This window comes from Streptomyces sp. NBC_01260 (genome assembly GCF_036226405.1).
Lineage (GTDB): Bacteria > Actinomycetota > Actinomycetes > Streptomycetales > Streptomycetaceae > Streptomyces > Streptomyces laculatispora.
Map to the genome: position 1 here is coordinate 6,830,649 of NZ_CP108464.1, position 24,147 is coordinate 6,854,795.

Consider the following 24,147-nt stretch of genomic DNA (forward strand, 5'->3'; position numbering starts at 1 on the left):
AGGAACCGGCCGCGGGCCTTTTGCTACCTGCGTTCGACCTTTATAGTCAGAATGACTATTAAGGAGGCGGGTGTGAGTCTCGCGAACGTCCTCGATCCCCTGCGGCAGCCCCTGGTGACGGTCCTGGACACCCCGGTCAGCTGGACCGAGGTGCTGGGATTCGGCAGCGGGGCGCTGTGTGTCCGGCTCGTGGCCCGACAGCACCTCGCCAACTGGCCGATCGGCATCGCCAACAACCTCTTCTTCATCCTGCTGTTCACCCAGTCCGGTCTGTACGCCGACGCCGGGCTCCAGATCGTCTTCATCGCCCTTGCCGCGTACGGCTGGTGGACCTGGACCCACGGGGGTGGACCAGGGACGGACGGCCTGCCGGTGCGGAGCACCACCCGCGCCGAGTGGGTCCTGCTGCTCGCGGCAGGGGTGGTGGGGACCCTCGCGCTGACCGTCCTGCTGGACCGGGCCACCGACTCCACGGTGCCCTTCTGGGACGCGCTGACGACCGCGCTGTCGCTGGCGGCGACGTACGGGCAGTGCCGGAAGCTCGTCGAGTCGTGGTGGCTGTGGATCGCCGCCGACGTGGTGTACATCCCGCTCTACGCGTACAAGGAGCTCTACCTCACCTCGCTGCTGTACGCCGGCTTCCTGACGCTGTGCCTGATCGGCCTGCGCAACTGGAGGCGTGATCTCACCAGTGACCGGCCGGTACCCGCGGAGGTCGTGGCATGAAGCGTTTCGCGCACGGACTGGTGCTCGGCAAGTTCTACCCGCCGCACGCCGGCCACCACCACCTCGTCCGCACCGCCCAGGACCGCTGCGAGCGGCTGACCGTGCTGGTCTGCGCCGCCTCGGTGGAATCGGTCCCGCTCGCCGACCGGGTCGCCTGGATGCGCGAGGTGCACCCGGACGTGACGGTGGTGGGCGCCGTCGACGACACCCGGATGGATCTCCACGACCCGGCGGTCTGGGACGCCCACATGGCGGTCTTCACCCAGGCCGTGCCCGAGCCAGTGGACGCCGTCTTCACCTCGGAGCCGTACGGGGACGAACTGGCCCGCCGCTTCGGCGCCGAGCCCGTCTGCGTCGACCCCGGCCGCACGGTCTTCCCGGTCTCCGGTACCGCTGTGCGCGAGGACCCGGCGAGCTGCTGGGACTTCCTCGAACCGCCGGTGCGGGCCGCGCTCACCCGCCGGGTCGTCGTCCTGGGCGCCGAGTCCACCGGCACCACCACCCTGGCCCGCGCCCTCGCCGCCCACTACCGCCGGCGCGGCGGCGTCTGGGCGCTCACCGGGTACGTCGCCGAGTACGGGCGCGAGTTCAGCGAACAGAAGCTGGCCGCGCTGCGCGCCCGGTGGCCCCGCGCCCAGTGGGAGGACGTCGCCTTCACCACCGACGACTTCCCGCTGATAGCCGAGGCCCAGAACGCCCGGGAGGAGGCGGCCGCCCGCACCGGGTCCCCGGTGCTCATCTGCGACACCGACTCCTTCGCCACCACGGTCTGGCACGAGCGGTACGTCGGCGGCCGCAACCCGCTCGTCGAGCGCACGGCCGACCGGGCCGGCCACCACCTGTGGCTGCTGACCGACCACGAGGGCGTCGCCTTCGAGGACGACGGGCTGCGCGACGGCGAGGAGCTGCGGCCCTGGATGACCGACCGCTTCCGCGCCGAACTCACTCGTACCGGAAGGGACTTCATCGAACTCACCGGAAGCCGCCAGGAGCGCCTGGCCACGGCCGTCGAGGCGGTCGACGCCCTGCTCGCCGAGGGCTGGGACTTCGCCGCGCCCCTCCCGGAGCGGCGATGAGCGGCGCCGCACCCGAGGGCTACGACCCGCACGCCTTCGAACCGTTCGCGGTCACCGTCGACCTGGCCGTCTTCACGGTCCGCGACACCCGGCTGCACGTCCTGCTCGTCGAGCGGGGCGAGGACCCGTACAAGGGCCACTGGGCGCTGCCCGGCGGCTTCGTCCTGCCCCGCGAGTCCGCCGGGAGCGCGGCCCGCCGGGAGCTGGCCGAGGAGACCGGGCTGAGCGAGGAAACCGTCTCGGCCCTCCACCTGGAACAGCTGCGGACCTACAGCGACCCGGACCGCGACCCGAGGATGCGCGTCGTCTCCGTCGCCTACGCCGCGCTCGTCCCGGATCTGCCCGAACCGCGCGGCGGCGGCGACGCGGCCAGCGCCCGCTGGTGGGACGCCGAAGAGCTCGGCGCGCTCGCCTTCGACCACGACCGCATCCTCGCCGACGCACGCATCAGGATCGGCGCCAAGCTCGAGTACACCTGTCTGGCCACCGCGTTCTGCCCGCCCGAATTCACCCTGGGGGAGCTCCAGCAGGTGTACGAGACGGTCTGGTGCGTCGAGCTGGACCGGCCCAACTTCCGGCGCAAGGTCCTCACCACACCCGGCTTCGTCCAGGCCGTGGAGGGATCACCGCGCCGCACCGGCGGACGGGGGAAACCGGCCGCCCTCCACCGGGCGGGTGCCGCGACCGCCCTGCACCCCCCACTGCTGCGACCGGAAGGAAGAAGCACGTGATCGTGACCAGGACCATCACCAAACAGGCCGCCACCGGCGCGCTGACCGGGCTCGCGCTCGGCGACGCGCTGGGCTTCCCGACCGAGTTCAACAACGTCCCCTCGATCCTCGCCAAGTGCGGGCCGTGGCGCCAGATGCGGCTGCCGAAGCCGGCCATCGTCAGCGACGACACCCAGATGACACTGGCCCTGGGGCGCGGCATCCGCACCGCCATGGACCGCGGACTGCTCACCCCGCTGCGGCTGGTGCGCCCGGTGCGCGACGAGTTCGTCGACTGGTACCACTCGCCCGACAACAACCGCGCTCCCGGACGCACTTGTATGACCGCCTGCCGGATGCTCGACAGCGACCGGATCTGGCAGGAGGCCAGCCAGACCGGCTCCAAGGGCTGCGGCGCCAACATGCGGGTCGCGCCCGTCGGGCTCGTGCCCGGACTGAGCGACGAACAGCGCGCCGGAGCAGCCCAGTTGCAGGCTGCCCTCACCCACGGACACCCGACCGCGCTCGCCGCGTCCGACCTGATGGCTCGCGCGGTGTACCTGCTGGCGCAGGGCGCCGAGCCGGTGGGACTGATCGGGCAGCTGCGCAGCTACGCGTACGAGAACAGCGGCCACTACCTCACGCGCTGGCTCGGCGACCTCTGGCGGTACGCGGGCGACTCCTCGCCGGAGCTCTACATCCAGCGGGGCTGGGAGGAGTGCCTCACCGCGCTGGCCCGCGTCCAGGACGCGCTGCGCAACCCGTCCCCGGAGACCGATCCCTGTGAGGCGACCGGCGACGGCTGGGTCGCCGAGGACGCCCTGGCCACGGCCCTGCACTGCTTCCTGCTCTTCCCGGACGAACCGGTCACCGCGCTGCGCCGTGCCGCCTGCACCCGGGGCGACTCGGACTCGCTCGGCTGCCTGACCGGCGCGCTCGCCGGGGCGCACCTGGGCTCGGGGGCCTGGCCCAAGGAGTGGTCGGAGCGGATCGAGTACCGCAGCGACCTGCTGTCGCTGGGGGCGCTCTGGGACTCTTGAGCCATGCGCACGGACATGACACCACTGCAGGAAGCCGGGCTGCCGGTCACCGACCTCGGCCCGGTCGTCGCCGGGGAGCGCCACCCGCTGCTGTTCACCACGGTCTCCGGGGCACATCTGTACGGGTTCCCCTCCCGCGACTCGGACGTGGACCTGCGGGGGGCCCACCTCCTGCCCGCCGCGGACCTCGTCGGGCTCCGCGAGCCGCAGGAGACGCGCTCACGGATGTGGGACCAGGACGGCGTGGAGATGGATCTCGTCACCCATGACCTGCGCAAGTTCGTCCGGCTGATGCTGAAGCCGAACGGATACGTGCTGGAGCAGCTGCTCTCCCCACTGGTCGTGCACACGACGCCGCTGCACGCGGAGCTGGTGGCCCTCGCCCCGGCCGTCCTCACCCGCAACCACGCCCACCACTACCGGGGCTTCGCGAACACCCAGTGGCGGCTCTTCGAGCGGACGGGGGAGCTGAAGCCGCTCCTCTACACCTTCCGGGCGCTGCTCACCGGCATCCATCTGATGCGCAGCGGTGAGGTGCTGGCCCACCTGCCGGCCCTCCTCGCCGACGTGCCGGCGCCCGCGTTCCTCCCCGGCCTGATCAAGGCCAAGGCCGAGGCCGAGCACGGGGCCGCGGAGGGAGTGGACCGTACGGAGATGGCCCGGGAGACCGCTTCGCTGCACCAGGTGCTCGACGAGGCGCAGGCGGCCTCGGGGCTCCCGGACAGCCCCGGCGGGTTCGACGCGCTGCACGAACTGGTGGTGCGGGCGCGGCTGGCGGCGTCAGCCGGCTGAACCGCCTCGGACCGGCGGCTCGGCCAGGGCCGAGGCCCGCCGGGCGCGGATCAGGAAGTCCTCGATCCGCGCCCGGTCCGGCTCGGCCGGCAGCGGGGACACGGCGGCCGCCGCGTCGTTCTCCTCGGCCAGCCCGGTCATGCGCCGCTCCACCTCCGGCCACGGCACCTCGCCCCGCCTGACCGCCAGCAGCTCGTCGCGGGCCGCGCCCACGTCGATCGTGAGCTCCCCCGTACGCAGCAGGTCCCGGCTGCTCGCCAGCAGCCGCAGCAGGTGCATGGCGTGCTTCCAGCGCGGCGCCCCGTGCTGCCGTACGTCCGCGTCCAGCTTCCTGCGCTGGCCCAGCGCGTAGCGGACGAAGGTTCCGTGGGCCTGCCGGGACAGGAACGCGCCGCGCAGCGAGAGGAGCTCGCGGCCGGTCGCGTCGGCCTGTTCCACCAGGGGCGAGTGCAGGCACTCCAGCACATTGGGATTGGCCCGCAGCGCCAGTTCGCAGAAGCGTTCCAGCTCCCAGGAGAACTGTTCGTCGGCCGGTCCCTCGACATGGGCCGGCGGCTTGTCGAACCGCCAGAACAACGGGGTCGGCGCGAGGAACACACCGCGCCGGTCGGTGTCGCTGTCGTCCGTGGCGAGCCCGAAGGCGCGCGAGCCCATCACACAGGAGTAGACGGTGTGGTCGCGCACCAGCGCCTCGTCGGACGGAGTGATCATGCGGGGAGGGTACGCGAGAGCCGTAACGTGCCACTCCGGGACCCGACGCCACCTACGCGTCTCACGGACAGGGCGGCCCGGCGCGGGACCGCACCACCCCTCTACGCTTGAAACAGCCGGAACACAGGCGCACGAAACGTACGGACAGACAAGGAGCACGACGTGGCGGTACGAGCGGTCCGCGGAGCCGTCCAGCTGGACCGGGACGAGGCCGGGCACATGGGCGAGCAGGTCAGTGCCCTCCTCACCGCCGTCCTGGAGCGCAACAGCCTCGTCGCGGACGACCTGATCAGCATCTGGTTCACGGCCACCCCCGATCTGCACAGCGACTTCCCGGCCGCCGCCGCGCGCGGGATCGGTATCGTCGACGTACCGCTGATCTGCGCCCAGGAGCTGGACATCGAGGGGGCGATGCCCCGGGTGGTCCGGATCCTCGCCCACATCGAGACCTATCTCCCCAAGTCCGAGATCGCCCACGTCTACCTCGGCGCCACCGCCGCCCTTCGCAAGGACATCGCCCAGTGAGAACCGCCGTTGTCATCGGAACGGGCCTCGTCGGCACCTCCGCGGCCCTCGCCCTCGCCGGGCGCGGCATCAAGGTCCACCTCGTCGACCAGGACCCGGAGTCCGCCCGGACGGCGGCCGCGCTCGGCGCGGGCACCGACGAGGCGCCCGGGGGACGGGTCGACCTGGCGATCGTCGCTGTACCGCCGGCCCACACCGCCACCGTGCTCGCCACCGCCATGCGCGGCGGCGTCGCCCGCGGCTACCTGGACGTGGCCAGCGTCAAGGGCGGCCCGCGCCGCGAACTGGAAGCGCTCGGCGCCGACCTCACCCCGTACATCGGTACCCACCCCATGGCCGGCAAGGAACGCTCCGGTCCGCTCGCGGCCACCGCGGACCTCTTCGAGGGCCGCCCCTGGGTCCTCACTCCGACCCGGGACACCGACACCGAGGTGCTCAACCTCGCCCTGGAACTCGTCGCGCTCTGCCGGGCCGTCCCGGTCGTCATGGACGCCGACGCCCACGACAGGGCCGTCGCCCTCGTCTCCCACACCCCGCAGCTGATCTCGTCGATGGTCGCCGCCCGGCTGGAGGAGGCCGACGAGACCGCGGTACGCCTCTGCGGGCAGGGCATCAGGGACGTCACCAGGATCGCCGCATCCGATCCCCGGATGTGGGTGGAGATCCTCTCCGCCAACCCCGGACCGGTCGCCGACGTCCTCGCCGGGGTCGCCGCCGACCTGGAGGAGACCGTACGGGCGCTGCGCGGGCTGCAGTCCGCCGACGAGGACGAGCGCCGCGAGGGCACCGAAGGCATCCACGACGTCCTGCGCCGCGGCAACGCCGGCCGGGTCAGGGTGCCGGGCAAGCACGGAGCGGCCCCCGCCTCGTACGAGATCGTGGCCGTCCTGATCAGCGACCGGCCGGGCGAGCTGGCCGGGATCTTCGCGGACGCGGGCCGGGCCGGGGTCAACGTCGAGGACGTACGGATCGAGCACGCCACCGGCCAGCAGGCGGGTCTCGTGCAGCTCATGGTCGAGCCGAGCGCCGCCCCGGGCCTCAGCGCCGCCCTGCGCGAGCGCGGCTGGTCGATCCGGCAGTAGCGGCCGGCTCCCGGCCCTTGCGGCAACCGGCCGGGAGGCACTTTTCCACAGGGGTGGTCGGGCCCGCGCCCGCACTCGGTAACCTTGTGCGGGGCGGGTTCGCGCGTCCCGTCCCGCCCACCCCGTGTACCAGGAAGGTGTCCACCACCGTGGAAACCGTAAGCGCCGCCGCCCGGACCGCCCCGGCCGCAGTGATCGTCGCCATCGACGGGCCCTCCGGCACCGGCAAGTCCAGCACGTCCAAGGCCGTCGCCACCCAGCTCGGCCTGAGCTATCTGGACACCGGTGCCCAGTACCGGGCGATCACCTGGTGGATGCTGAACAACGGCATCGACGTGCAGGACGCGATGGAGGTGGCCACCGCGGCCGCCAAGCCCGTCATCGTCTCCGGCACCGACCCCACCGGCCCGACGATCACCGTCGACGGTGAGGACGCCTCCGGCCCGATCCGTACGCAGGAGGTCACCTCCAAGGTCAGCGCCGTCAGCGCCGTCCCCGAAGTGCGCACCCGGATCACCGAGCTGCAGCGCACCATCGCCGAGAGCGCGGAGAAGGGCATCGTGGTCGAGGGGCGGGACATCGGCACGACCGTGCTGCCCGACGCCGACATCAAGATCTTCCTGACCGCTTCGCCGGAGGCGCGCGCCGCCCGCCGCAGCGGAGAGGTGAAGGGCTCCGATCTCGCCGCCACCAAGGAGGCGCTGATCAAGCGCGACGCCGCGGACTCCGGCCGCAAGACCTCTCCGCTCGCCAAGGCGGACGACGCCGTGGAGGTGGACACCACCGAGCTGACCCTCCAGCAGGTCATCGAGTGCGTCGTCACCCTCGTCGGGGAGAAGCAGGCCGCGAAGTGAGCCCAGCCACCGGCGCGCCCACCCTGCGCGGAGCAGCGGTCGGGCGCGGCATCGGGATCGGGCTGATGTACGGGCTGTTCAGGCCCCGGGTGCTCGGCGCGTGGCGGGTCCCCGCCTCGGGACCCGTCATACTCGCGGTGAACCACTCGCACAACGTCGACGGTCCGATGCTGATGGGCACCGCGCCCCGGCCCGTCCACTTCCTGATCAAGAAAGAGGCGTTCGTCGGCCCCCTCGACCCGTTCCTGCGCGGAATCGGACAGCTGAAGGTGGACCGGACGACCGCCGACCGCACCGCCATCACCCACGCCCTCGGCGTGCTGGGGGACGGTGGGGTGCTCGGGATCTTCCCCGAGGGCACCAGGGGCGAAGGAGACTTCGCCTCGCTGCGCGCCGGGCTCGCGTACTTCGCGGTACGCAGCGGGGCGCCGATCGTGCCCGTGGCCGTCCTGGGAAGCACCGAGCGGCGCGGACGGCTGATATCGGCTCTGCCGCCGCTGCGCAGCCGTGTCGATGTCGTCTTCGGGGAGGCGTTCGAAGCGCAAGAAGGTGCGCGGAGCTCGGACAAGGGCGGCAGCGTACGGCGCACGCGCAAGGCGCTGGACGAGGCGACGTTGCGTATCCAGGGACGGCTGACCGGCCACCTGGAGCAGGCCAGACGCCTCACCGGGCGTGCTGAGTAAGACTTGAGTAGTGGACCGCGTGCTGCGTGGTCCATCGATGATGATGCAAAGAGGAACGGACTTCATGAACGACCAGATTCACTCCGGCGGCTCGGACCACGAGCACGGAGCGCTTGGCGATGCCGAGTACGCGGAGTTCATGGAGCTCGCCGCGCAGGAGGGGTTCGACCCCGAGGACGTCGAGGGCGCCATCGGTGAGGCCGGTCACGGACCGCTTCCCGCTCTCGCCGTCGTCGGCCGCCCCAACGTCGGCAAGTCGACGCTGGTGAACCGGATCATCGGCCGTCGTGAGGCCGTCGTCCAGGACAAGCCCGGCGTCACCCGTGACCGCGTCAGCTACGAGGCCGAATGGGCGGGCCGCCGCTTCAAGGTCGTCGACACCGGCGGCTGGGAGCAGGACGTGCTGGGGCTGGACGCCTCCGTCGCCGCTCAGGCCGAGTACGCGATCGAGATGGCCGACGCGGTCGTCTTCGTCGTCGACTCCACCGTCGGCGCCACCGACACCGACGAGGCCGTAGTCAAGCTGCTGCGCCGGTCCGGCAAGCCCGTCGTGCTCTGCGCCAACAAGGTCGACGGACAGAGCGGCGAGGCGGACGCCACCGCGCTCTGGTCGCTCGGCCTCGGCCAGCCGCACCCGGTCTCCTCGCTGCACGGCCGCGGCACCGGCGACATGCTGGACGCCGTCCTGGAGGCGCTCCCCGAGGCGCCCGCGCAGTCGTTCGGCACCGCCGTCGGCGGCCCGCGCCGCATCGCGCTGATCGGCCGCCCCAACGTCGGCAAGTCCTCGCTGCTGAACAAGGTGGCCAACGAGGACCGGGTCGTCGTCAACGAGCAGGCCGGCACCACCCGTGACCCGGTCGATGAGCTGATCACGCTCGGCGGCATCACCTGGAAGTTCATCGACACTGCCGGTATCCGGCGCCGGGTCCACCTCCAGGAGGGCGCGGACTACTACGCCTCGCTGCGTACCGCGGCCGCCGTGGAGAAGGCCGAGGTCGCCGTGATCCTGATCGACTCCAGTGAGTCGATCAGCGTCCAGGACCAGCGCATCGTGACCATGGCCGTCGAGGCGGGCCGTGCGATCGTTGTCGCCTTCAACAAGTGGGACACCCTCGACGAAGAGCGCCGCTACTACCTGGAGCGCGAGATCGAGACGGAGCTTGCGCAGGTCGCGTGGGCCCCGCGGGTCAATGTCTCGGCCCTCACCGGCCGCCACATGGAGAAGCTGGTCCCGGCGATCGAGACCGCGCTGGACGGCTGGGAGACCCGTGTTCCGACGGGCCGGCTGAACGCGTTCCTCGGCGAGATCGTCGCCTCCCACCCGCACCCGATCCGTGGCGGCAAGCAGCCCCGTATCCTCTTCGGCACCCAGGCGGGCACCAAGCCGCCGCGGTTCGTGCTCTTCGCCTCGGGCTTCCTGGAGCACGGCTACCGGCGCTTCGTCGAGCGCCGGCTGCGCGAGGAGTTCGGCTTCGAGGGCACTCCGATCCACATCTCGGTGCGGGTCCGCGAGAAGCGCGGCCGCAACAAGTAGGCAGCAGATGACGCGGTCCCGGCGCGCGAGCGCCCGGGCCGGGCTCCGGGCTTCACGGAGCCCCGGACATGACGGAGCCCCGGACCACTCGTTCTCCGAGTGGTCCGGGGCTCCGTCGTGCGGTCAGGCTCCGCGGGAGCCCGGCGGCAGCGCGGCCTGGACCCGGCCCGCGTGCCGCCCCACCCGCTTCCAGGAGCCGAGGCTCCCGGTGTGCGTACCGGGGCTGCCGCTGCCGTGCCCGGCTGCCCCGCCCGTGCCACCGGACGCTCCCGCTCCGCCGTGAGCCGAGTGACCGCTCAGCGGGGCGCGGGAGCCGAAGAACCCGCTGCCGAAACTCGGAAGCCCCAGGCTCTCCTCCCCGCTCCGGTCACCCGGCAACGCCCTGAACGACCGGCGGTACTCGGAGTACAGCGCGTCGTAGATCGGGGTGCGGGACGGGCCACCCGATGGGTCCTGCGCGGGACGCATGGCAGGGATCGGGCTCGGACGCTGGTGGGAGGGGTCGTATGAGTGCACGTATGTGCCAACGACCCCACCGCCCGTCGGATGCGGGCCCACCGGAGAAATAGCTGTTCGCCTAAGGGCTGTCCCGCAATTCCTGGCGGATCAGCGCGCGGCGTCAGATGCGGTGCATCGCAAGGCGGAGGGGCGTCCGCATACTGGATGTATGTGGACGTTCCGACAACGCGGCGAGGTGCCGTAGCTGTCGTCGCGCGCCCGCCGGGAATTGCGGGACAGCCCTTAGGGCGTGCCGGTAAACAACTTGCTGTCGAACACCCTGCTTGAGCAGCGGTGTCAAGGGCTACAACACGCAAGTTAATGCTCTGCACGCCCTTAGGGAGCCCGGGGTGCGCGGACACGGTCAGGTACCGGCCAGCGGCATCGCCGCCGCGACCAGGATTCCGCTCGCCGAGGCCTTCTCCAGCGCATCGCGCAGCAGGTCCTCGCGGGGCTGCTGGCCGATCGAACCGGCCGGGGCGGCGTAGAGGAGCACGGTCTGCGACTTGTTGGCCGCGGTCCGCCAGCCCTCGGTCACCTGGAGGGGCGCGTGGGCCTGCCACCAGGCCACCGGGGCGCCACCGCCGGTGCCCGGCTGGAGCACCGCGTGCAGCTGTCCCATGGCGAGCAGGATCGACCAGCCGTGCAGCACCTCGGGGACCTGATCCATCCGCTGGACCGGGTGGAAGCCCTGCTCCAGCAGCAACTGCAGGAACTCGTCGCCTCCGCTGCCGTCCGTGCCGGGCCGGGCGATCGGCCCGGTCGGTTCGACGACCAGGGCCGGGTGAAGCTCGTCGTCGATCAGGACGAGACCGCTGGTGATCCCCAGCACGGCCTGCTCGGGGCCCAGCCGGTCCTCGGCCTCCTGTTCGTTTCCGGTGATGCTGCGCACGGCTCCCTGCAACTGCTCCTCGGCGACCTGGACGACCTGGGAGGGGATGCAGGTCGCGTGGGCGAAGGCGAGGACCGCGGTCTCGTCGCCGACGAACAGCACCGTGCTGGTGCGTTCCTGCTCGGAGTCGCCGGGGGTGCGGCAGGAGGTGCAGTCGTAGCTGCCGGGGGCGTTGTCGCCGACGAGCAGCCGGTCGGCTTCGGCGTCGCCGATCTCGGCGCGTACGTCCTCGCTGACGTCGAGCATGCGCGGCACGGGTGGCTCCTCGAACTCGGTACGTGCGCCGGGCGGTTCCCGGCTCATGAAGAAGACAACGGGTGAGCCGCTGCCGGGGTCACGCGAGAAGGCGAACGGAATCGAACCGGGGAGCCGGCCGGTTCGGCGATACACGGACAAGTCAGGAAATCGAGGAGCGTGGGATGCGGCCGCTGCCCGTGGATGAAGCGGTGCCCGCAGGGAGGCAACGGCGCCCGTGCCGTCCCCGGGCGGCGGTGCCCGCAGCGGCTGCTCCGATGCCGGAAAGCGGGTGATTCGGGTCGTCCGCTATACGGGCGGAACCGTACGGCCGAGTCGGTCCGATGGTGTGGATATTGTGAGCATGAGATAAGGGTGCGATAAGGAAGGATGAATTCCCGACGGTCCTCTTGCTTACGGGAGGATATTCCGGAGGGAAATCGATGCCGTCGGGCAGCGAATATCCGACCCGTTTTCCGGCCCTCCCTGTTGATCATTTTCGGACCGGTGCGATTACTGTGCGTCCGGTTGCGAATCGCCCGTTCGGGTGAGGGAGCGCAGCCGGAACCCGTGTGGTGATCCTGTGACACAAGCGTGACCGGTGTGGGACGTGAGGATGCCGTGCGACCGGTCGGCGCCCCGGCTACCACCGTCGCCCGGGGCCGCCTACGGTGAGAGGCATGGCACCCATACCGACTCCTTCCGCCCAGCCCGACGACTCACCCGGCACGTATGTCGGCCTCACCGCCGAGACCGCCGAACAGCGGGCCCGGAAGCGTGGCTGGACCACGGTCAGAGCCCTGCCGCCGGGCACCGTCATCACCATGGAGTTCCAGGGCGGCCGGATCAACTTCGAGGTCGACGGCGGCGCCGTGAAGCGCTGCTGGATCGGCTGAGGCCCCGGTAACGGCCCCGTACGGCCCGGGGCCGGCCCCGGGTGAGGCCCCGGCCCGCCCGGACCGGCGCGGACGCTTCCCGGCCGCATCGCATGGGTGAAGGCCCCGACCGGAGTCGGGGCCTTCACCCATGCGGGGGAGCGGCTGTGCGTACCGCCCCCCCGCCACTCGTAGGGGTCAGCCGCCCGCCACCGGCCGGGCCGGCGCCGTGCCGCCGCGCGGTGTGCGGTCCGCGTGCGGCGGGCGGCGGCTGCCGGCCGGGGTGACCGGGGTGCGTTCCGAGCGCACCGCGTGGACCTGGTGCACGGGAGGTGCGGTGTGGGCGCGCGGGCGGCTGCCCGCGGCCGTGGCCACCGCCGCCTGGCGGCTGCCCGCGCCGACCGGTTCGCGGACCGGGCTCTGGGCCGCGGTCCCGCCCATGGCCGGCTGCCCGGCCGGGACCGGCCGGGGACCGCCTGCTGCGACGGGCGGGGCCGGTACGAGCCTGCTGTGGGCGCTCAGCCGCTCGCGGGCGGCGAAGATCCAGTTCTCGGCCCGGGTGATCAGCGGCTCGACCCACGGCAGGCCGAGCAGGATCAGCAGACCCGCCGCCCAGCCGAGCACCACATCGCTGAGCCAGTGCGTACCGAGGTAGACGGTCGTCAGGCCGACGCCGAGCGACACGACAGCGGACATCGCCGACAGATAGCGCCTGGCTCGCGGGGTGGCGGCCAGGTAGGCAAGGATTCCCCAGGTCACAACCGCGTTGGCGGTGTGCCCGGACGGAAATATATCGCCGCCGGCGAAGAGTTCGGCCGAGCCGATCTGCGTCGCGTAGTGCGGGCCGAGCCGGCCGAGGCCGTACTTGACCGCCCCCACCGTCGCGTTGAGCAGCAGCAGTGAGGCGCCCAGCGTCAGCAGCGGGCGCAGGGTGTGCTGCCGCCAGGAGCGCCAGCCGAGCCAGCAGGCGACCATGACGGCCGTGGGCCCGCGCTGACCGAGTACGACGTAGTAGTCGAGGAAGGCATGGATCCCGGGCCACTGCTGGTACGGCCGGAAGAGCATGACCTTCCAGTCCAGGGTCACCAGCCAGGACGACATGAGCACGGCAATGACGATGGCGAGATAGAACGCCAACGTCCCGCCGAAGAGAGCGATGCGGTGACGGCTCATCCGCGGTGTCTCTATCTTCGGCGGTTCCGGCTCCCGGTCCAGGCGGGCAAAGATGTCGGTACGCACCCAATCGACGTTACAGCGAGTGAGTGGGTGACTTGGTCGATCCGGCCGCTTTGTGATGACGATGTGATGTGGACTATGTCTCAGCGCGGCCGGATTTCCTGAGCCTCCGAAGAATCCCGGATTCCTTCCGTTCTCTTTCTTTGGCGGTCGCGTCGGAAGGGTTTTTGGATATTGACGGAAAAGCGCACGGGATGCCGAAGCGTATTTAACGGGAGCTTCCGGGAAGTCGAACGGACGGTACCCGTCCGGTTACTCGATGACTTCACCCGCCGTCCGGCGAGCGGTCCGCGACGCCCCCGGAGCCCGGCGTGCGCGCCGCCGAACGGTCGGTCTCCGCAGGTCATCAGGGGTCTCCGGGCGGGCCCTGTCGACGGGAAGCAGTGGCGTACACCACAGTCGGAGGCTGTCGGCGGTATGAGATGGGCCACGTGTAGCCCTGCCGAACTCGCGTACGCTGACGCATCACTCGCCCGTCGATGCCGGGCCCGGAGGGACAGCGGACGCTGAATCCCCAGGGGCCTGCCGAGCGCGAGGGATCTTTTGGGAGGTAGATGCATGTCCGGGACGACCACAGCCCGAACCCGCCTGCGCGCAGCCGCCGACGGTGCCAATCGATGGGTCGTCCTGGTCGTCCTCTGTCTCAGTCTGCTGCTCGTGGCACTCGACGCGACCGTGCTGCACGTCGCCGTCCCCGCCGTCACCGAGGACCTGCGGCCCAGCGCCGTCGGCCTGCTGTGGATCGTGGACGCGTATCCGCTGGTCTGCGCCTCACTGCTGATCCTCTTCGGTACTCTCGGTGACCGGGTCGGGCGGCGGCGCATCCTGCTGCTCGGCTACGCGCTCTTCGGGGTCGCCTCCGCCGTCGCCGCCATGGCCGACAGCGCGGGCGTGCTCATCGCGGCCCGGGCCCTGCTCGGCGTCGGCGGCGCGATGATCATGCCGGCCACCCTGTCGATCCTGCGCCAGGTCTTCCCGGACCGGCGCGAGCGGGCCGTGGCGATCGGCGTGTGGTCCGCGGTCGCCGCGGTCGGCGCCGCCACCGGACCGGTCATCGGCGGCTTCCTCGTCGAGCACTTCTGGTGGGGCTCGGTCTTCCTGATCAACATCCCGCTGATGGCCCTGATCCTTCCGATCGGCCGGCTGCTGCTCCCGGAGTCCCGGGGCAGCGACGACGGCCCCTGGGACGTGCTCGGCGCGCTGATGGCCGCGGCCGGTGTGCTCGGTGTGGTCCTGGGCGTGAAGCGGGCGGGCACCGGCGAGGGACTCCTCGGACCGGCCACGCTCGCGCCCCTGCTGATCGGGACCGCACTCCTCGTCGCGTTCGTCCGCCGCCAGAAGCGGCGCACGCACCCGCTGATCGACATGGGGATGTTCGCCAGGCCGGCCTTCTCCACCGCGGTGGGCTGCATCGTCCTCGCCATGCTGGCCCTGGTCGGCCTGGAGCTGATCGCCGTCCAGTACCTCCAGCTCGTCCTGGGCCTCAGCCCGCTGGAGACCGGCCTGCGGCTGCTGCCGCTCACCTTCGCCGCGATGGCGGCGGGCGCCACCGGCTCGCACACCCTGCGCCGGATCGGGCCGCGCCGGATGGTCGGCTGGGGCTTCGTCCTGACGGCTGCCGCGGTGCTGATGCTGACCGCGATGGGGCAGCACGACCGGCCCGGCCTGCTGACGGTGTCCTTCGTCGCGCTCGGCTTCGGCCTCCAGTCCACCCTCTTCGGCGCGTACGAGTCGATGCTCAGCGAGGCCCCCGCGGACCGGGCCGGCGGGGCGGCCGCGATCGGCGAGACCTCGTACCAGCTGGGCGCCGGCATGGGGATCGCGCTGCTCGGCAGTGTCATGAACGCCGCGTACGCCCCGGGCCTCGCGCGGCTCCCCGAAGCGGGCGTCCCCGCCTCGGCCGGTGCCGCCGCCTCCCACTCGCTCGGCGAGGCCTATCAGGTGGCCGCGCAGCTGGGCGGCCCGCTCGGCCAGGTGCTGCGCTCCACGGCCCGGCACGCCTTCATCGACGGGCTGCACATCACGCTGCTGGTCAGCGCCGCTCTGCTGCTGCTCGGGGGGCTCGCCGCGCTGCGGCTGCCGCGGGTGATGGAGTGCCCGCCGGCGCTCTGCGAACCCCGCGAATCCATGGACGGCCGCCAGCCCGCCGAGGCCCGGGAGGGCGAGGATCCCCGCGGTCACCGGGGCCTCGAAGCGCCGGTGGCGGACCGGCCCAAGGTGCTGCTGCCGCTCCCCGCCGCGCGGCGGCCCGCCGAGGCGACCGGCTCTGGACGCGCGGCACACTGAGTCGTAACGTCAGCACGGCGCCGTAACTACCAGTGCTAGTTTTCGGCGTTCCCGTACCGACCTCAGTACCGTGCGAGCCGCCGGAGGCACATCCTCATGTCCACCGCTCCGTCCTCGAAACTCCCGCCCTTCGACCCCCGCGACCCGATCGGCATCGACGACCTCCTGGGCGCCGAGGATCTCGCGATCCGCGACACCGTCCGGGCCTGGGCCGCCGACCGGGTCCTGCCGCACATCGCCCAGTGGTACGAGAACGGCGAGCTGCCCGGCATCCGCGAACTGGCCCGCGAACTCGGTTCGCTCGGGGCCCTTGGCATGTCCCTGGAGGGCTACGGCTGTGCGGGCGCCACCGCCGTGCAGTACGGGCTGGCCTGCCTGGAGCTCGAAGCCGCCGACTCCGGAATCCGCTCGCTCGTCTCCGTGCAGGGCTCCCTCGCCATGTACGCCATCCACCGCTTCGGCTCCGAGGAGCAGAGGCGACAGTGGCTGCCCGGCATGGCGGCCGGCGAGATCATCGGCTGCTTCGGCCTCACCGAGCCGGACCACGGCTCCGACCCGGCCGGGATGCGGACCTACGCCAGGCGTGACGGCGAGGACTGGGTGCTCAGCGGCCGCAAGATGTGGATCACCAACGGCTCGGTCGCCGGGGTCGCCGTCGTCTGGGCGCAGACCGACGAGGGCACCGCGGGCGCCGGTATCCGCGGTTTCGTCGTGCCGGCCGGTGCCCCGGGATTCTCCGCACCCGAGATCAGGCACAAATGGTCCCTGCGTGCCTCGGTCACCAGTGAGCTGGTCCTCGACGAGGTGCGGCTGCCGGCCGATGCCGTGCTGCCCGGCGTCACCGGTCTGCGCGGGCCGCTCAGCTGTCTCAGCCATGCCCGCTACGGCATCGTCTGGGGAGCCATGGGTGCCGCACGGGCCAGCTTCGAGGCGGCCGTCGACTACGCGCGGACCCGTGAGCAGTTCGGGAAGCCGATCGGCGGCTTCCAGCTCACCCAGGCCAAGCTCGCCGACATGGCCGTCGAACTCCACAAGGGCATCCTGCTCGCCCACCACCTGGGCCGCCGGATGGACGCGGGCAGCCTCCGCCCGGAACAGGTCAGCTTCGGGAAGCTGAACAACGTGCGGGAGGCCATCGAGATCTGCCGCACCTCGCGCACGATCCTCGGCGCCAACGGGATCTCGCTGGAGTACCCGGTGATGCGGCACGCGACGAATCTGGAGTCGGTGCTCACCTACGAAGGAACCGTGGAGATGCACCAGCTGGTGCTGGGCAAGGCGCTCACCGGCCTGGACGCGTTCCGGTGAAGGACGGCGACCGGACCGATCCGGTGAGCGCCCCGCTCAGCTCTGGTTGAAGAAGCCGTCGGCCGGCCGGCCGGCGGCTTCGCCGCTGACCACCTGGGTGTCCGCGGGGGTCAGCAGGAAGACCCGGGTGGCCACGCGGTCGATCGACCCGCGCAGACCGAAGATCAGCCCTGCGGCGAAATCCACCACGCGCTTGGCGTCGGCGGAGTCCATGGAGGTGAGGTTCATGATCACCGGGACGCCGTCCCGGAAGAGCTCACCGATGCTCCGGGCGTCCCGGAAGCTGTCCGGGGTCACGGTGGCGATCCGGCGGCCCGTCTCCTGGGCCGCCTCGGACGCCACCTGCACGCGCGGATCGGTCACCCAGGCCTGTCCGGTCCCGGTCCGTGCACCCTCGGAGTACTCGTCGTCGTCGTAGTACCGCTCGTCGTTGTCCTCTACGAGGCCCAGCCAGGCACTCGCCTTGCGCACCGATCCCATGGACGCCTCCTCTCACCGCGGTTCCTTGGCGTTCCGCATCTCTTTCGTGCCCCTATGGTCGTCCATGATGCGGATCGTGCGCCAAGGGGATAGGCGGCGCGCAGGGCGTTCGTGACGGTACTGGTGCAGAAGATGTGGCGATTCGTCAAGGTTCCTCCCGCAAAAGGGCCCTGAAGAAAGAAAATATGATGCTCGGGCCGTACGGGTGACGTGGGGGGCGTACGGGTGAACGGGGCGCTCGATACGATGCACGGCGCGCACTCGCCCGAGCGTGGCGCACGGCTGAACGGCACCCGGGGGATCGTCGTGTTCGGAATAGTCAGGCCCTGCACCCATCGACTGTCGGAGGGGCTCAAGGCCGAGTGGATGGCCCATCTCTGCGGGCTCTGTCTGGCACTTCGATCCGACCATGGGCAATTCGCCCGGATCGTCACGAACTATGACGGCCTGATCGTCTCGGTCCTGACGGAGGCTCAGACCGACCGCACCCCCGCACAGCGCCGCACGGCGGGTCCCTGTCCGCTGCGCGCCATGCGGACCGCGCCGGTCGCGCGAGGTGAGGGTGCCAGGCTGGCGGCCGCCGTCTCGCTGGTGCTGGCGTCGGCGAAGGTGCGGGACCACGTCGCCGACCGGGACGGCCTGTTGAAGCGGCGCCCGGTGGCGGCGGCGGCCCGCAGGGTGGCGGCGGGCTGGGACCGCGCCGGGGCGCGTACCGGCGCACAGCTCGGTTTCGACACCGCGTTGCTCGTCGACGCCGTCGACCGGCAGACCGGCATCGAACTGCTCGCGGGTCCCGGCACCCCGCTGCTGACGGTCACCGAACCCACCGAGACGGCCACCGCCGCGGCCTTCGCGCACACCGCCGTACTCGCGGGCAAGCCGCGGAACGCCGAGCCGCTGGCCGAGGCGGGACGCCTCTTCGGGCGTCTCGCGCATCTGCTGGATGCCGTGGAGGACCAGGAAGCTGACGCCGTGTCGGGCGCCTGGAACCCGCTCACCGCGACCGGCACCTCGCGCACCGAGGCCCGGCGGCTGTGCGACGACGCGCTGCGCGGCGTAAGGCTGGCACTGCGCGAAGCGGAGTTCACCGACGGCAGACTGGCGCATGTGCTGCTGGCGCACGAACTGCGGCGCTCGGTGGACCGGGCCTTCGCCACGGACGTCTGTTCCCATCAGCCGGGGGGCCAGCTGACCCAGGGGCTCACGGGGCCGGGCGGAGCCGGTCATCCGTCAGGAGGGCGGCACACGGGGGCGTTCGGGCCGCCGCCGGGCAACCCGTACGCCCCCTCGGGGCCCGGCGCACCCTTCGGCCCGCCGCAGCCACCGCCGGAGCCCCCGCGCGACCGGCGCGGGCTCGTCGTGGGGTGCCTGGTGTGGGCGGGTCTCGCCTGTACCTGCCAGATGTGCTGCGGCACCTTCGACGACCCGTGGAGCCGTCAGCGCCGCGAGGGCCTGTGCAGCCGGTGCGACTGCGGTGACTGCTGCGATGGCTGCGACTGCTGCAGCAACTGCGGCGATTGCTGTGACGGGTGTGACTGCTGCGACTGTGGCTGCGACTGCGGCTGCTGAGTCGGCGTCATCTGATCTCGGGCGGCGAGATCTGCGAGGTCCCGATCGCCGACTCGCCGATGCCCCACTTCTTCAGGATCCGGTCATAGGTGCCGTCCGCCTTGAGACTGTTGACCGCGGCCCGGAAGGCGGGGGCCAGCACGGTGCCCTTCTTGAACGCGAAGCCGACATCGAGGCGCTTGAACTCGTTGAGGAAGCGCACACCCTCCTGCTGTTTCACGGCGTACCGCAGCCCGTTGATGGTCGACATCACGACGTCGGTCCGCCCCTGCTGGAGCGAGCTCCAGACCGCGGCCAGGTCGGAGTACGTCTTCACGTCGTACGGCTTCTCGCCGACCTCGGAGCAGCGGTGCCTGTTCTCCTCCAGCGTCACCTCGAACGTGGTGCCCGCGGCGGTGCCCACCGTCAGCCCGCAGAGCTGGGTCAGGTCGGTGACCTTGCTCAACGTGCTGTCGTCGCGGACCGCGAAGCCCTGCCCGTCGTTGAGGTAGGTGACGAAGTCGATCGTCTTGCGGCGCTCGTCGGTGACCCCGAAGTTTCCGGTGCCCACGTCGTACTTCCCGCTCCCGAGCGCGGGCAGGATCGCCTCGAACGCGGCGACCTCCCGTTTCGGCTTCAGGCCGAGCACCCTGGCCACGGCATCCGCGAAGTCGATGTCGGTACCGGCCAGGGTCCTGCCGTCCGCCAGATAAGTGGCACCGGGCGGGGTGCCGACGCTGGAGGCGATGTTCAGGGTTCCGGAGGAACGGACGGCGGCCGGCAGCAGGCCGGCCGCGGCCTTGTCCCGCTTCACCCCCGACACGACGTCGGTCGTGGGGATCGCGTTCTTGGCGGCGGGACCGGCCGCGCCGGCGGGGGCGGCCGCCGGATCGCCGGAACCGCACGCGGTGAGAGCCAGCGTGGCCGCGGTGATCAGCGCGAAGGCAGCGGTGTGCCGGGTACGGGGCATCAGGGAAGGTTCTCCAGTTTCGGCGGCCGTGGACGGGTGCCGGGCAGCGCGAGGCAGCCCACGGCCGGGGCGGAGGAAGACGTGCTGCGACGTCGGAGGGCTCAGTGCGAGGGGAGGGTGATGCGCTGTCGCGTACGCGAGGGCACGCAGGGAGAAACGCTCAGGCGCCGGTCACGGCGCGGGAAGAAGCGGGAGAAAAGCGGAAACGCAGGGGGTCAGCTCAACAGGAACAGGACCACACGCGACCGAAGTCGATGTGGGAGCGCTTGACCAGCCACTTCTGCGAATGCATGGCCCAAGTGGAACAGGCATCCGGTGGTCCGTCAACTGGCCCCATGGGTACGGCTCACAGTGTGGACAGGCTTGACATCCCGTTGTGAACAGCGCTTACCTCGGAGGCGGATCGCGCTGAGGGGCCCGGTCCGCCTCGTTCTCCGAGCTGTCGCGTTCCAAGCTGTCGTGTTCGTGCCGAGGGCACGCCCCGTGTCCGATCGCCGCATCCACGGAGCCCTCGTATGTCCGCCCAGACAGACACCCTCCCGCCGGCATTCCCGGCCCCGCCCCTCAAGGACGACGACGCCGGCCGGCTGCGCATCGTCCCGGTACGCCGGACCGGCCAGTGGACCGCGGCCGTCGCCGTACTGGCCCTGCTGGCCCTCGCGCTGAACTCCGTCATCCGCAACGACGCCTTCCAGTGGGACGTCGTCGGCGACTACTTCCTGACCACCGCGGTGCTGCGCGGCCTCTGGCTCACCCTCTGGCTCACCGCGCTCGTCATGGTGCTCGGCTTCGCGCTCGGCACGCTGCTCGCCGTCCTCAGACTCTCCGCCAACCGCGTTCTCCAGGCCGTCGGCTGGGGGTACGTCTGGCTCTTCAGATCCACCCCGATCCTGGTCCAGCTGCTGTTCTGGTTCAACATCGGCGCCCTCTACCCGGAGATACTCGGTGTCCGCACGGTGAACCTCCTCGGCCCCGTCACGGTCGCCGTCATCGGACTGACGCTCCACGAGGCCGCGTACGCGGCGGAGGTCGTGCGCGGCGGCATCCTCTCGGTGGAACGCGGACAGCTGGAGGCCGCCCAGTCCCTGGGCCTCGGCCCGTGGCGGCGGCTGCACCGGATCGTGCTGCCCCAGGCGATGCGCTCCATCGTGCCGCCCGCCGGGAACATGCTGATCGGCACCCTCAAGGGCACCTCGATCGTCAGCATCATCGCCGTGCAGGACCTGCTGTACTCGGTCCAGCTCGTGTACCACCGCACCTACCAGGTCATCCCGCTGCTGCTGGTCGCCACCCTCTGGTACGTCGTGGTGACCTCACTGCTCGGCATCGGCCAGCACTACGTCGAACGGCACTACGCCCGCGGCACCGCGGACGCCCGGTGAGCGGCCGGCCGTCGCTGGTCGTCATCGGCGCGGGCCCGCGCGGCACCGGCCTGGTCGAGCGCATCGCCGCCAACGCCCCCGGCCTGTACGGCCACCGGCCGCTGGACCTGCACCTCGTCGACCCGTACCCGCCCGGCGCCGGACGGATCTGGCGCCACGACCAGTCGCCGCTGCTGTGGATGAACTCCATGGCCGAGGACGTCACCATGTTCACCGACGACACCGTCCCCCAGGAGGGGCCCGTACGGCCGGGGCCCGCGCTCGACGCCTGGGCGGCGGACGTGCGCGAGGGGCGGACCGAGCCGTCCGGTGACGCGGCCGAGCCCGGACTCCGCGCCGAGATCGAGACGTTGAGGGGGCAGGACTTCCCGAGCCGGCGGCTGCAGGGCGCCTATCTGCGCTGGGTGTACGAGCAGTCCGTGGCCGCCCTCCCGCCCTCGGTCACCGTCCACGAACACCGCGGCCGGGCCCTGCGCGTCACCGGTCCGCCCGACGGCCGTCAGCGTGTCCGGCTGGAGGGCCGCGCCGAACCGCTCGTCGCCGACCTCGTGGTCCTCACCATCGGCCACCTGGACGCCGAACCGGACACCGAGCAGCAGAGGCTGTCCGCCTTCGCGGACCGGCACGGTCTCGTCCATCTGCCGCCCGACTTCACCGCCGACAGTGATCTGACCGCCCTGCGCGCGGGCGAACCCGTCATAGTCCGTGGCTTCGGACTCGCCTTCATCGATCTGATGGTGCTGCTCACCGAGGGCCGCGGCGGACGGTACGAGAACGGTGTCTACGTGCCCTCCGGCCAGGAGCCCGTCCTGCATGTCGGATCACGGCGCGGTGTCCCGTACCACTCCAAGATCGGATACGGCTGGCAGGGCGAGCGGCCGCCGCTGCCGCGGTTCCTCGGCCCCGACCGTACCGAGGAGCTGCTCAGCCGGGCGGGACCGCTCGACTTCCGCCGCGACATCTGGCCACATGTCGACAAAGAGCTCGGGTACGCCCACTACCACCGGCTCTTCACGGCCCACCCCGAGCGCACCTCCGCCGACCGGGCCGCCTTCGAGGAGAAGTACGCGGCCGCCGAGCCCGGAAGTGACGATCTGCGGGCCCTGATCGCCGCGGCCGTCCCCGACCCCGCCGACCGGCTCGACACCGAGGCGCTCGACCACCCGCTGGACGGGGTGCGCCACTCCTCGTACGACGCCCTCCAGGAGGCGACGCGCCACTACATCGCCGCCGACCTCGACCGACGGCACGATCCCGGGCACAGCGAGGACCTCGCCGTCTTCCTCGGACTGCTCAGCGCCTACGGCCAGTTGATCCGGTTCGGCGACATCGGGAGCTGGTGGCACGGCTTCTTCAGCTACCTCGCCTCCGGTCCGCCGGGCCCCCGGCTGCGGCAGTTGCTCGCGCTCTCCCGGGCCGGAGTCGTCCGCTTCCTCGGCGCCGGGACGACGGTCGAGGCCGATGAGCGCCACGGCGTCTTCCGGGCCGCCAGCGCCACCGTGCCCGGGGAACGGATCGAGGCCCGCGCCCTCGTCGAGGCCCGGCTGCCGGACCCCTCGCCGGAACGCACCCGCAGCACCCTGCTCCGGGCGCTGCACGCGGACGGCGCCGCCGCCACCGCCACCGGACTGCTCGCGGTCGACCCCGGCGACGGCCGGATCCTGGACCAGGAAGGACGCCCGCACCCGCGCCGCTTCGCGCTCGGCCCGAACACCGCGGCCCGCACGAGCGGCGCTTTCACCCGGCCGCGCACCGGCGGCCCGGCCTTCCGGCAGAACGACGCCACCGCGCGCGCCGCCCTCACCTTCCTGCGCGGCCTCACCGGCACCGATGGCTGACCGGTCCGCGCACCCCGATCCGAACCGCCCGAGGAACCCCATGACAACGACCAGCCGTCCACCGAAGAGCGCCCCGGCCGCCGACCCCGCCCCGGGTCCCGCCGACACCATGGTGGAGATCCGCGGCGTCCACAAGAGCTTCGGCTCCCTCCACGTGCTGCGGGGTATCGACCTGTCCGTGCGCCCCGGCGAAGTGACCGTGATCCTCGGCCCCTCCGGCTCCGGGAAGTCCACCCTGCTGCGCACCGTCAACCACCTGGAGAAGGCGGACCGCGGCTCGATCACCGTCGGCGGTGACTTCGTCGGCTACCGCAGGAAGGGCGACAAGCTCTACGAACTCCCCGAACGCGAGGTCCTGCGCCGCCGCACCCGGATCGGCTTCGTCTTCCAGAACTTCCACCTCTTCCCGCATCTCACCGTCCTGGAGAACATCACCGAGGCCCCGGTCGCCGCGCTCGGCCGCCCCAGGGCGCGGGCCGCCGCCACCGCGCACGAACTCCTCGACCGGGTCGGCCTCGCCGACAAGGCGCGGGCCTACCCCCGGCAGCTCTCCGGCGGCCAGCAGCAGCGCGTCGCCATCGCCCGGGCACTCGCCCTCGAACCGAAGCTGCTGCTCTTCGACGAACCCACCTCCGCGCTCGACCCCGAACTGGTCGGTGAGGTCCTCGACGTCATCAAGGACCTGGCGGACCGCGGCACCACGATGATCGTCGTCACCCACGAGATCGGGTTCGCCCGCGAGGCCGCCGACACCGTCGTCTTCATGGACGAGGGACGGATCGTCGAACAGGGCCCGCCCGCCGACGTGCTCGACCACCCCCGGCACGAGCGCACCCGCGCCTTCCTCTCCAAGGTCCTGTGACCCGG

At 71.6% G+C, this 24,147-nt stretch carries 23 protein-coding genes; 17 read left to right on the forward strand and 6 right to left on the reverse strand.

Annotated features, from left to right (window positions below):
* Positions 1-72: 72 nt before the first annotated feature.
* From pnuC to OG322_RS30510, 5 genes are read left to right on the forward strand one after another with little or no spacing between them, the layout of a single operon-like run.
* Positions 73-726 carry a nicotinamide riboside transporter PnuC gene (pnuC, locus tag OG322_RS30490; protein WP_329307252.1) on the forward strand — a complete coding sequence of 218 codons (654 nt, stop codon included), beginning with the start codon at positions 73-75 and terminating at the stop codon, positions 724-726.
* A complete protein-coding gene (locus tag OG322_RS30495) occupies positions 723-1,802 on the forward strand; it encodes an AAA family ATPase (protein ID WP_329307253.1) in 1,080 nt (359 codons plus the stop codon). Before pnuC ends, OG322_RS30495 begins: the two co-directional genes overlap by 4 nt.
* Positions 1,799-2,533 (forward strand): NUDIX hydrolase, encoded by a 735-nt coding sequence (locus OG322_RS30500; protein WP_123468950.1) that lies wholly within the window; start codon positions 1,799-1,801, stop codon positions 2,531-2,533. The genes OG322_RS30495 and OG322_RS30500 overlap by 4 nt, the downstream gene beginning before the upstream one ends.
* A complete protein-coding gene (locus OG322_RS30505; protein ID WP_123468948.1) occupies positions 2,530-3,552 on the forward strand; it encodes an ADP-ribosylglycohydrolase family protein in 1,023 nt (340 codons plus the stop codon). The genes OG322_RS30500 and OG322_RS30505 overlap by 4 nt, the downstream gene beginning before the upstream one ends.
* A gap of 3 nt (positions 3,553-3,555) precedes the next feature.
* The gene (locus tag OG322_RS30510) at positions 3,556-4,344 is read left to right on the forward strand and encodes a nucleotidyltransferase domain-containing protein (RefSeq protein WP_329307254.1); all 789 of its coding nucleotides are present in this window, start codon (positions 3,556-3,558) and stop codon (positions 4,342-4,344) included.
* Here OG322_RS30510 and OG322_RS30515 read toward each other — a convergent pair.
* Positions 4,333-5,055, reverse strand: a complete 723-nt coding sequence (locus OG322_RS30515) for a nucleotidyltransferase domain-containing protein (RefSeq protein ID WP_329307255.1) — start codon at positions 5,053-5,055, stop codon at positions 4,333-4,335. The genes OG322_RS30510 and OG322_RS30515 overlap by 12 nt on opposite strands.
* Positions 5,056-5,217: 162 nt before the next feature.
* On the opposite strand from OG322_RS30515, the gene aroH reads away from it, so the two are divergent.
* From aroH to der, 5 genes are all read left to right on the forward strand, one after another.
* On the forward strand, positions 5,218-5,580 hold the full coding sequence (gene aroH / locus OG322_RS30520) for a chorismate mutase (RefSeq protein ID WP_329307256.1): 363 nt from the start codon (positions 5,218-5,220) through the stop codon (positions 5,578-5,580).
* Positions 5,577-6,662, forward strand: coding sequence for a prephenate dehydrogenase (locus OG322_RS30525; protein ID WP_123468940.1), 1,086 nt, complete (start codon positions 5,577-5,579; stop codon positions 6,660-6,662). The genes aroH and OG322_RS30525 overlap by 4 nt, the downstream gene beginning before the upstream one ends.
* A 137-nt stretch (positions 6,663-6,799) precedes the next feature.
* Positions 6,800-7,516: a (d)CMP kinase gene (gene cmk / locus OG322_RS30530; protein ID WP_123468938.1), complete on the forward strand. Its 717-nt coding sequence runs from the start codon at positions 6,800-6,802 to the stop codon at positions 7,514-7,516.
* Entirely contained in the window at positions 7,513-8,199 is a 687-nt protein-coding gene (locus tag OG322_RS30535) for a lysophospholipid acyltransferase family protein (RefSeq protein ID WP_124286464.1), read from the forward strand. The genes cmk and OG322_RS30535 overlap by 4 nt, the downstream gene beginning before the upstream one ends.
* Before the next feature lie 64 nt (positions 8,200-8,263).
* On the forward strand, positions 8,264-9,733 hold the full coding sequence (gene der, locus OG322_RS30540; protein ID WP_123468935.1) for a ribosome biogenesis GTPase Der: 1,470 nt from the start codon (positions 8,264-8,266) through the stop codon (positions 9,731-9,733).
* Between the two features lie 123 nt (positions 9,734-9,856).
* Here the strand turns inward: der and OG322_RS30545 are convergent, their stop codons facing one another.
* Entirely contained in the window at positions 9,857-10,201 is a 345-nt protein-coding gene (locus OG322_RS30545) for a hypothetical protein (RefSeq protein ID WP_123468933.1), read from the reverse strand.
* A 394-nt stretch (positions 10,202-10,595) separates the two neighbouring features.
* Positions 10,596-11,378 carry a hypothetical protein gene (locus tag OG322_RS30550; protein WP_123469809.1) on the reverse strand — a complete coding sequence of 261 codons (783 nt, stop codon included), beginning with the start codon at positions 11,376-11,378 and terminating at the stop codon, positions 10,596-10,598.
* Positions 11,379-12,037: 659 nt separating this feature from the next.
* Here OG322_RS30550 and OG322_RS30555 point away from each other — a divergent pair.
* Positions 12,038-12,253, forward strand: coding sequence for an I78 family peptidase inhibitor (locus OG322_RS30555; protein ID WP_123468931.1), 216 nt, complete (start codon positions 12,038-12,040; stop codon positions 12,251-12,253).
* A 177-nt stretch (positions 12,254-12,430) separates the two neighbouring features.
* On the opposite strand, the gene OG322_RS30560 is transcribed toward OG322_RS30555, so the two are convergent.
* Entirely contained in the window at positions 12,431-13,471 is a 1,041-nt protein-coding gene (locus tag OG322_RS30560; protein ID WP_123468929.1) for a phosphatase PAP2 family protein, read from the reverse strand.
* A gap of 555 nt (positions 13,472-14,026) precedes the next feature.
* Here OG322_RS30560 and OG322_RS30565 point away from each other — a divergent pair.
* On the forward strand, positions 14,027-15,754 hold the full coding sequence (locus OG322_RS30565; RefSeq protein WP_124286465.1) for an MFS transporter: 1,728 nt from the start codon (positions 14,027-14,029) through the stop codon (positions 15,752-15,754).
* Positions 15,755-15,850: 96 nt separating this feature from the next.
* A complete protein-coding gene (locus tag OG322_RS30570) occupies positions 15,851-17,062 on the forward strand; it encodes an acyl-CoA dehydrogenase family protein (RefSeq protein WP_123468925.1) in 1,212 nt (403 codons plus the stop codon).
* 36 nt (positions 17,063-17,098) lie between these two features.
* Here OG322_RS30570 and OG322_RS30575 read toward each other — a convergent pair whose 3' ends face one another.
* On the reverse strand, positions 17,099-17,542 hold the full coding sequence (locus tag OG322_RS30575; RefSeq protein WP_123468923.1) for a cell division protein SepF: 444 nt from the start codon (positions 17,540-17,542) through the stop codon (positions 17,099-17,101).
* A gap of 246 nt (positions 17,543-17,788) precedes the next feature.
* On the opposite strand from OG322_RS30575, the gene OG322_RS30580 reads away from it, so the two are divergent.
* A complete protein-coding gene (locus tag OG322_RS30580; RefSeq protein WP_329307257.1) occupies positions 17,789-19,111 on the forward strand; it encodes a DUF5685 family protein in 1,323 nt (440 codons plus the stop codon).
* 7 nt (positions 19,112-19,118) lie between these two features.
* Here OG322_RS30580 and OG322_RS30585 read toward each other — a convergent pair whose 3' ends face one another.
* Entirely contained in the window at positions 19,119-20,060 is a 942-nt protein-coding gene (locus tag OG322_RS30585) for an ABC transporter substrate-binding protein (RefSeq protein ID WP_329307258.1), read from the reverse strand.
* Between the two features lie 515 nt (positions 20,061-20,575).
* Here OG322_RS30585 and OG322_RS30590 point away from each other — a divergent pair.
* From OG322_RS30590 to OG322_RS30600, 3 genes are all read left to right on the forward strand, one after another.
* A complete protein-coding gene (locus OG322_RS30590) occupies positions 20,576-21,442 on the forward strand; it encodes an amino acid ABC transporter permease (RefSeq protein ID WP_124286468.1) in 867 nt (288 codons plus the stop codon).
* The gene (locus tag OG322_RS30595; RefSeq protein ID WP_123468917.1) at positions 21,439-23,280 is read left to right on the forward strand and encodes an FAD/NAD(P)-binding protein; all 1,842 of its coding nucleotides are present in this window, start codon (positions 21,439-21,441) and stop codon (positions 23,278-23,280) included. The genes OG322_RS30590 and OG322_RS30595 overlap by 4 nt, the downstream gene beginning before the upstream one ends.
* Before the next feature lie 109 nt (positions 23,281-23,389).
* Positions 23,390-24,142 (forward strand): amino acid ABC transporter ATP-binding protein, encoded by a 753-nt coding sequence (locus tag OG322_RS30600; RefSeq protein WP_123469805.1) that lies wholly within the window; start codon positions 23,390-23,392, stop codon positions 24,140-24,142.
* Positions 24,143-24,147: the final 5 nt, after the last annotated feature.

Coding starts and splice junctions, on each gene's coding strand:
- OG322_RS30495 (WP_329307253.1), top strand. CDS start 723: ATGAAGCGTTTCGCGCACGGACTGGTGCTCGGCAAGTTCTACCCGCCG.
- OG322_RS30500 (WP_123468950.1), top strand. CDS start 1,799: ATGAGCGGCGCCGCACCCGAGGGCTACGACCCGCACGCCTTCGAACCG.
- OG322_RS30510 (WP_329307254.1), top strand. CDS start 3,556: ATGCGCACGGACATGACACCACTGCAGGAAGCCGGGCTGCCGGTCACC.
- OG322_RS30515 (WP_329307255.1), bottom strand. CDS start 5,055: ATGATCACTCCGTCCGACGAGGCGCTGGTGCGCGACCACACCGTCTAC.
- der (WP_123468935.1), top strand. CDS start 8,264: ATGAACGACCAGATTCACTCCGGCGGCTCGGACCACGAGCACGGAGCG.
- OG322_RS30545 (WP_123468933.1), bottom strand. CDS start 10,201: ATGCGTCCCGCGCAGGACCCATCGGGTGGCCCGTCCCGCACCCCGATC.
- OG322_RS30555 (WP_123468931.1), top strand. CDS start 12,038: ATGGCACCCATACCGACTCCTTCCGCCCAGCCCGACGACTCACCCGGC.
- OG322_RS30565 (WP_124286465.1), top strand. CDS start 14,027: ATGTCCGGGACGACCACAGCCCGAACCCGCCTGCGCGCAGCCGCCGAC.
- OG322_RS30570 (WP_123468925.1), top strand. CDS start 15,851: ATGTCCACCGCTCCGTCCTCGAAACTCCCGCCCTTCGACCCCCGCGAC.
- OG322_RS30575 (WP_123468923.1), bottom strand. CDS start 17,542: ATGGGATCGGTGCGCAAGGCGAGTGCCTGGCTGGGCCTCGTAGAGGAC.
- OG322_RS30580 (WP_329307257.1), top strand. CDS start 17,789: ATGCACGGCGCGCACTCGCCCGAGCGTGGCGCACGGCTGAACGGCACC.
- OG322_RS30585 (WP_329307258.1), bottom strand. CDS start 20,060: ATGCCCCGTACCCGGCACACCGCTGCCTTCGCGCTGATCACCGCGGCC.
- OG322_RS30590 (WP_124286468.1), top strand. CDS start 20,576: ATGTCCGCCCAGACAGACACCCTCCCGCCGGCATTCCCGGCCCCGCCC.
- OG322_RS30600 (WP_123469805.1), top strand. CDS start 23,390: ATGGTGGAGATCCGCGGCGTCCACAAGAGCTTCGGCTCCCTCCACGTG.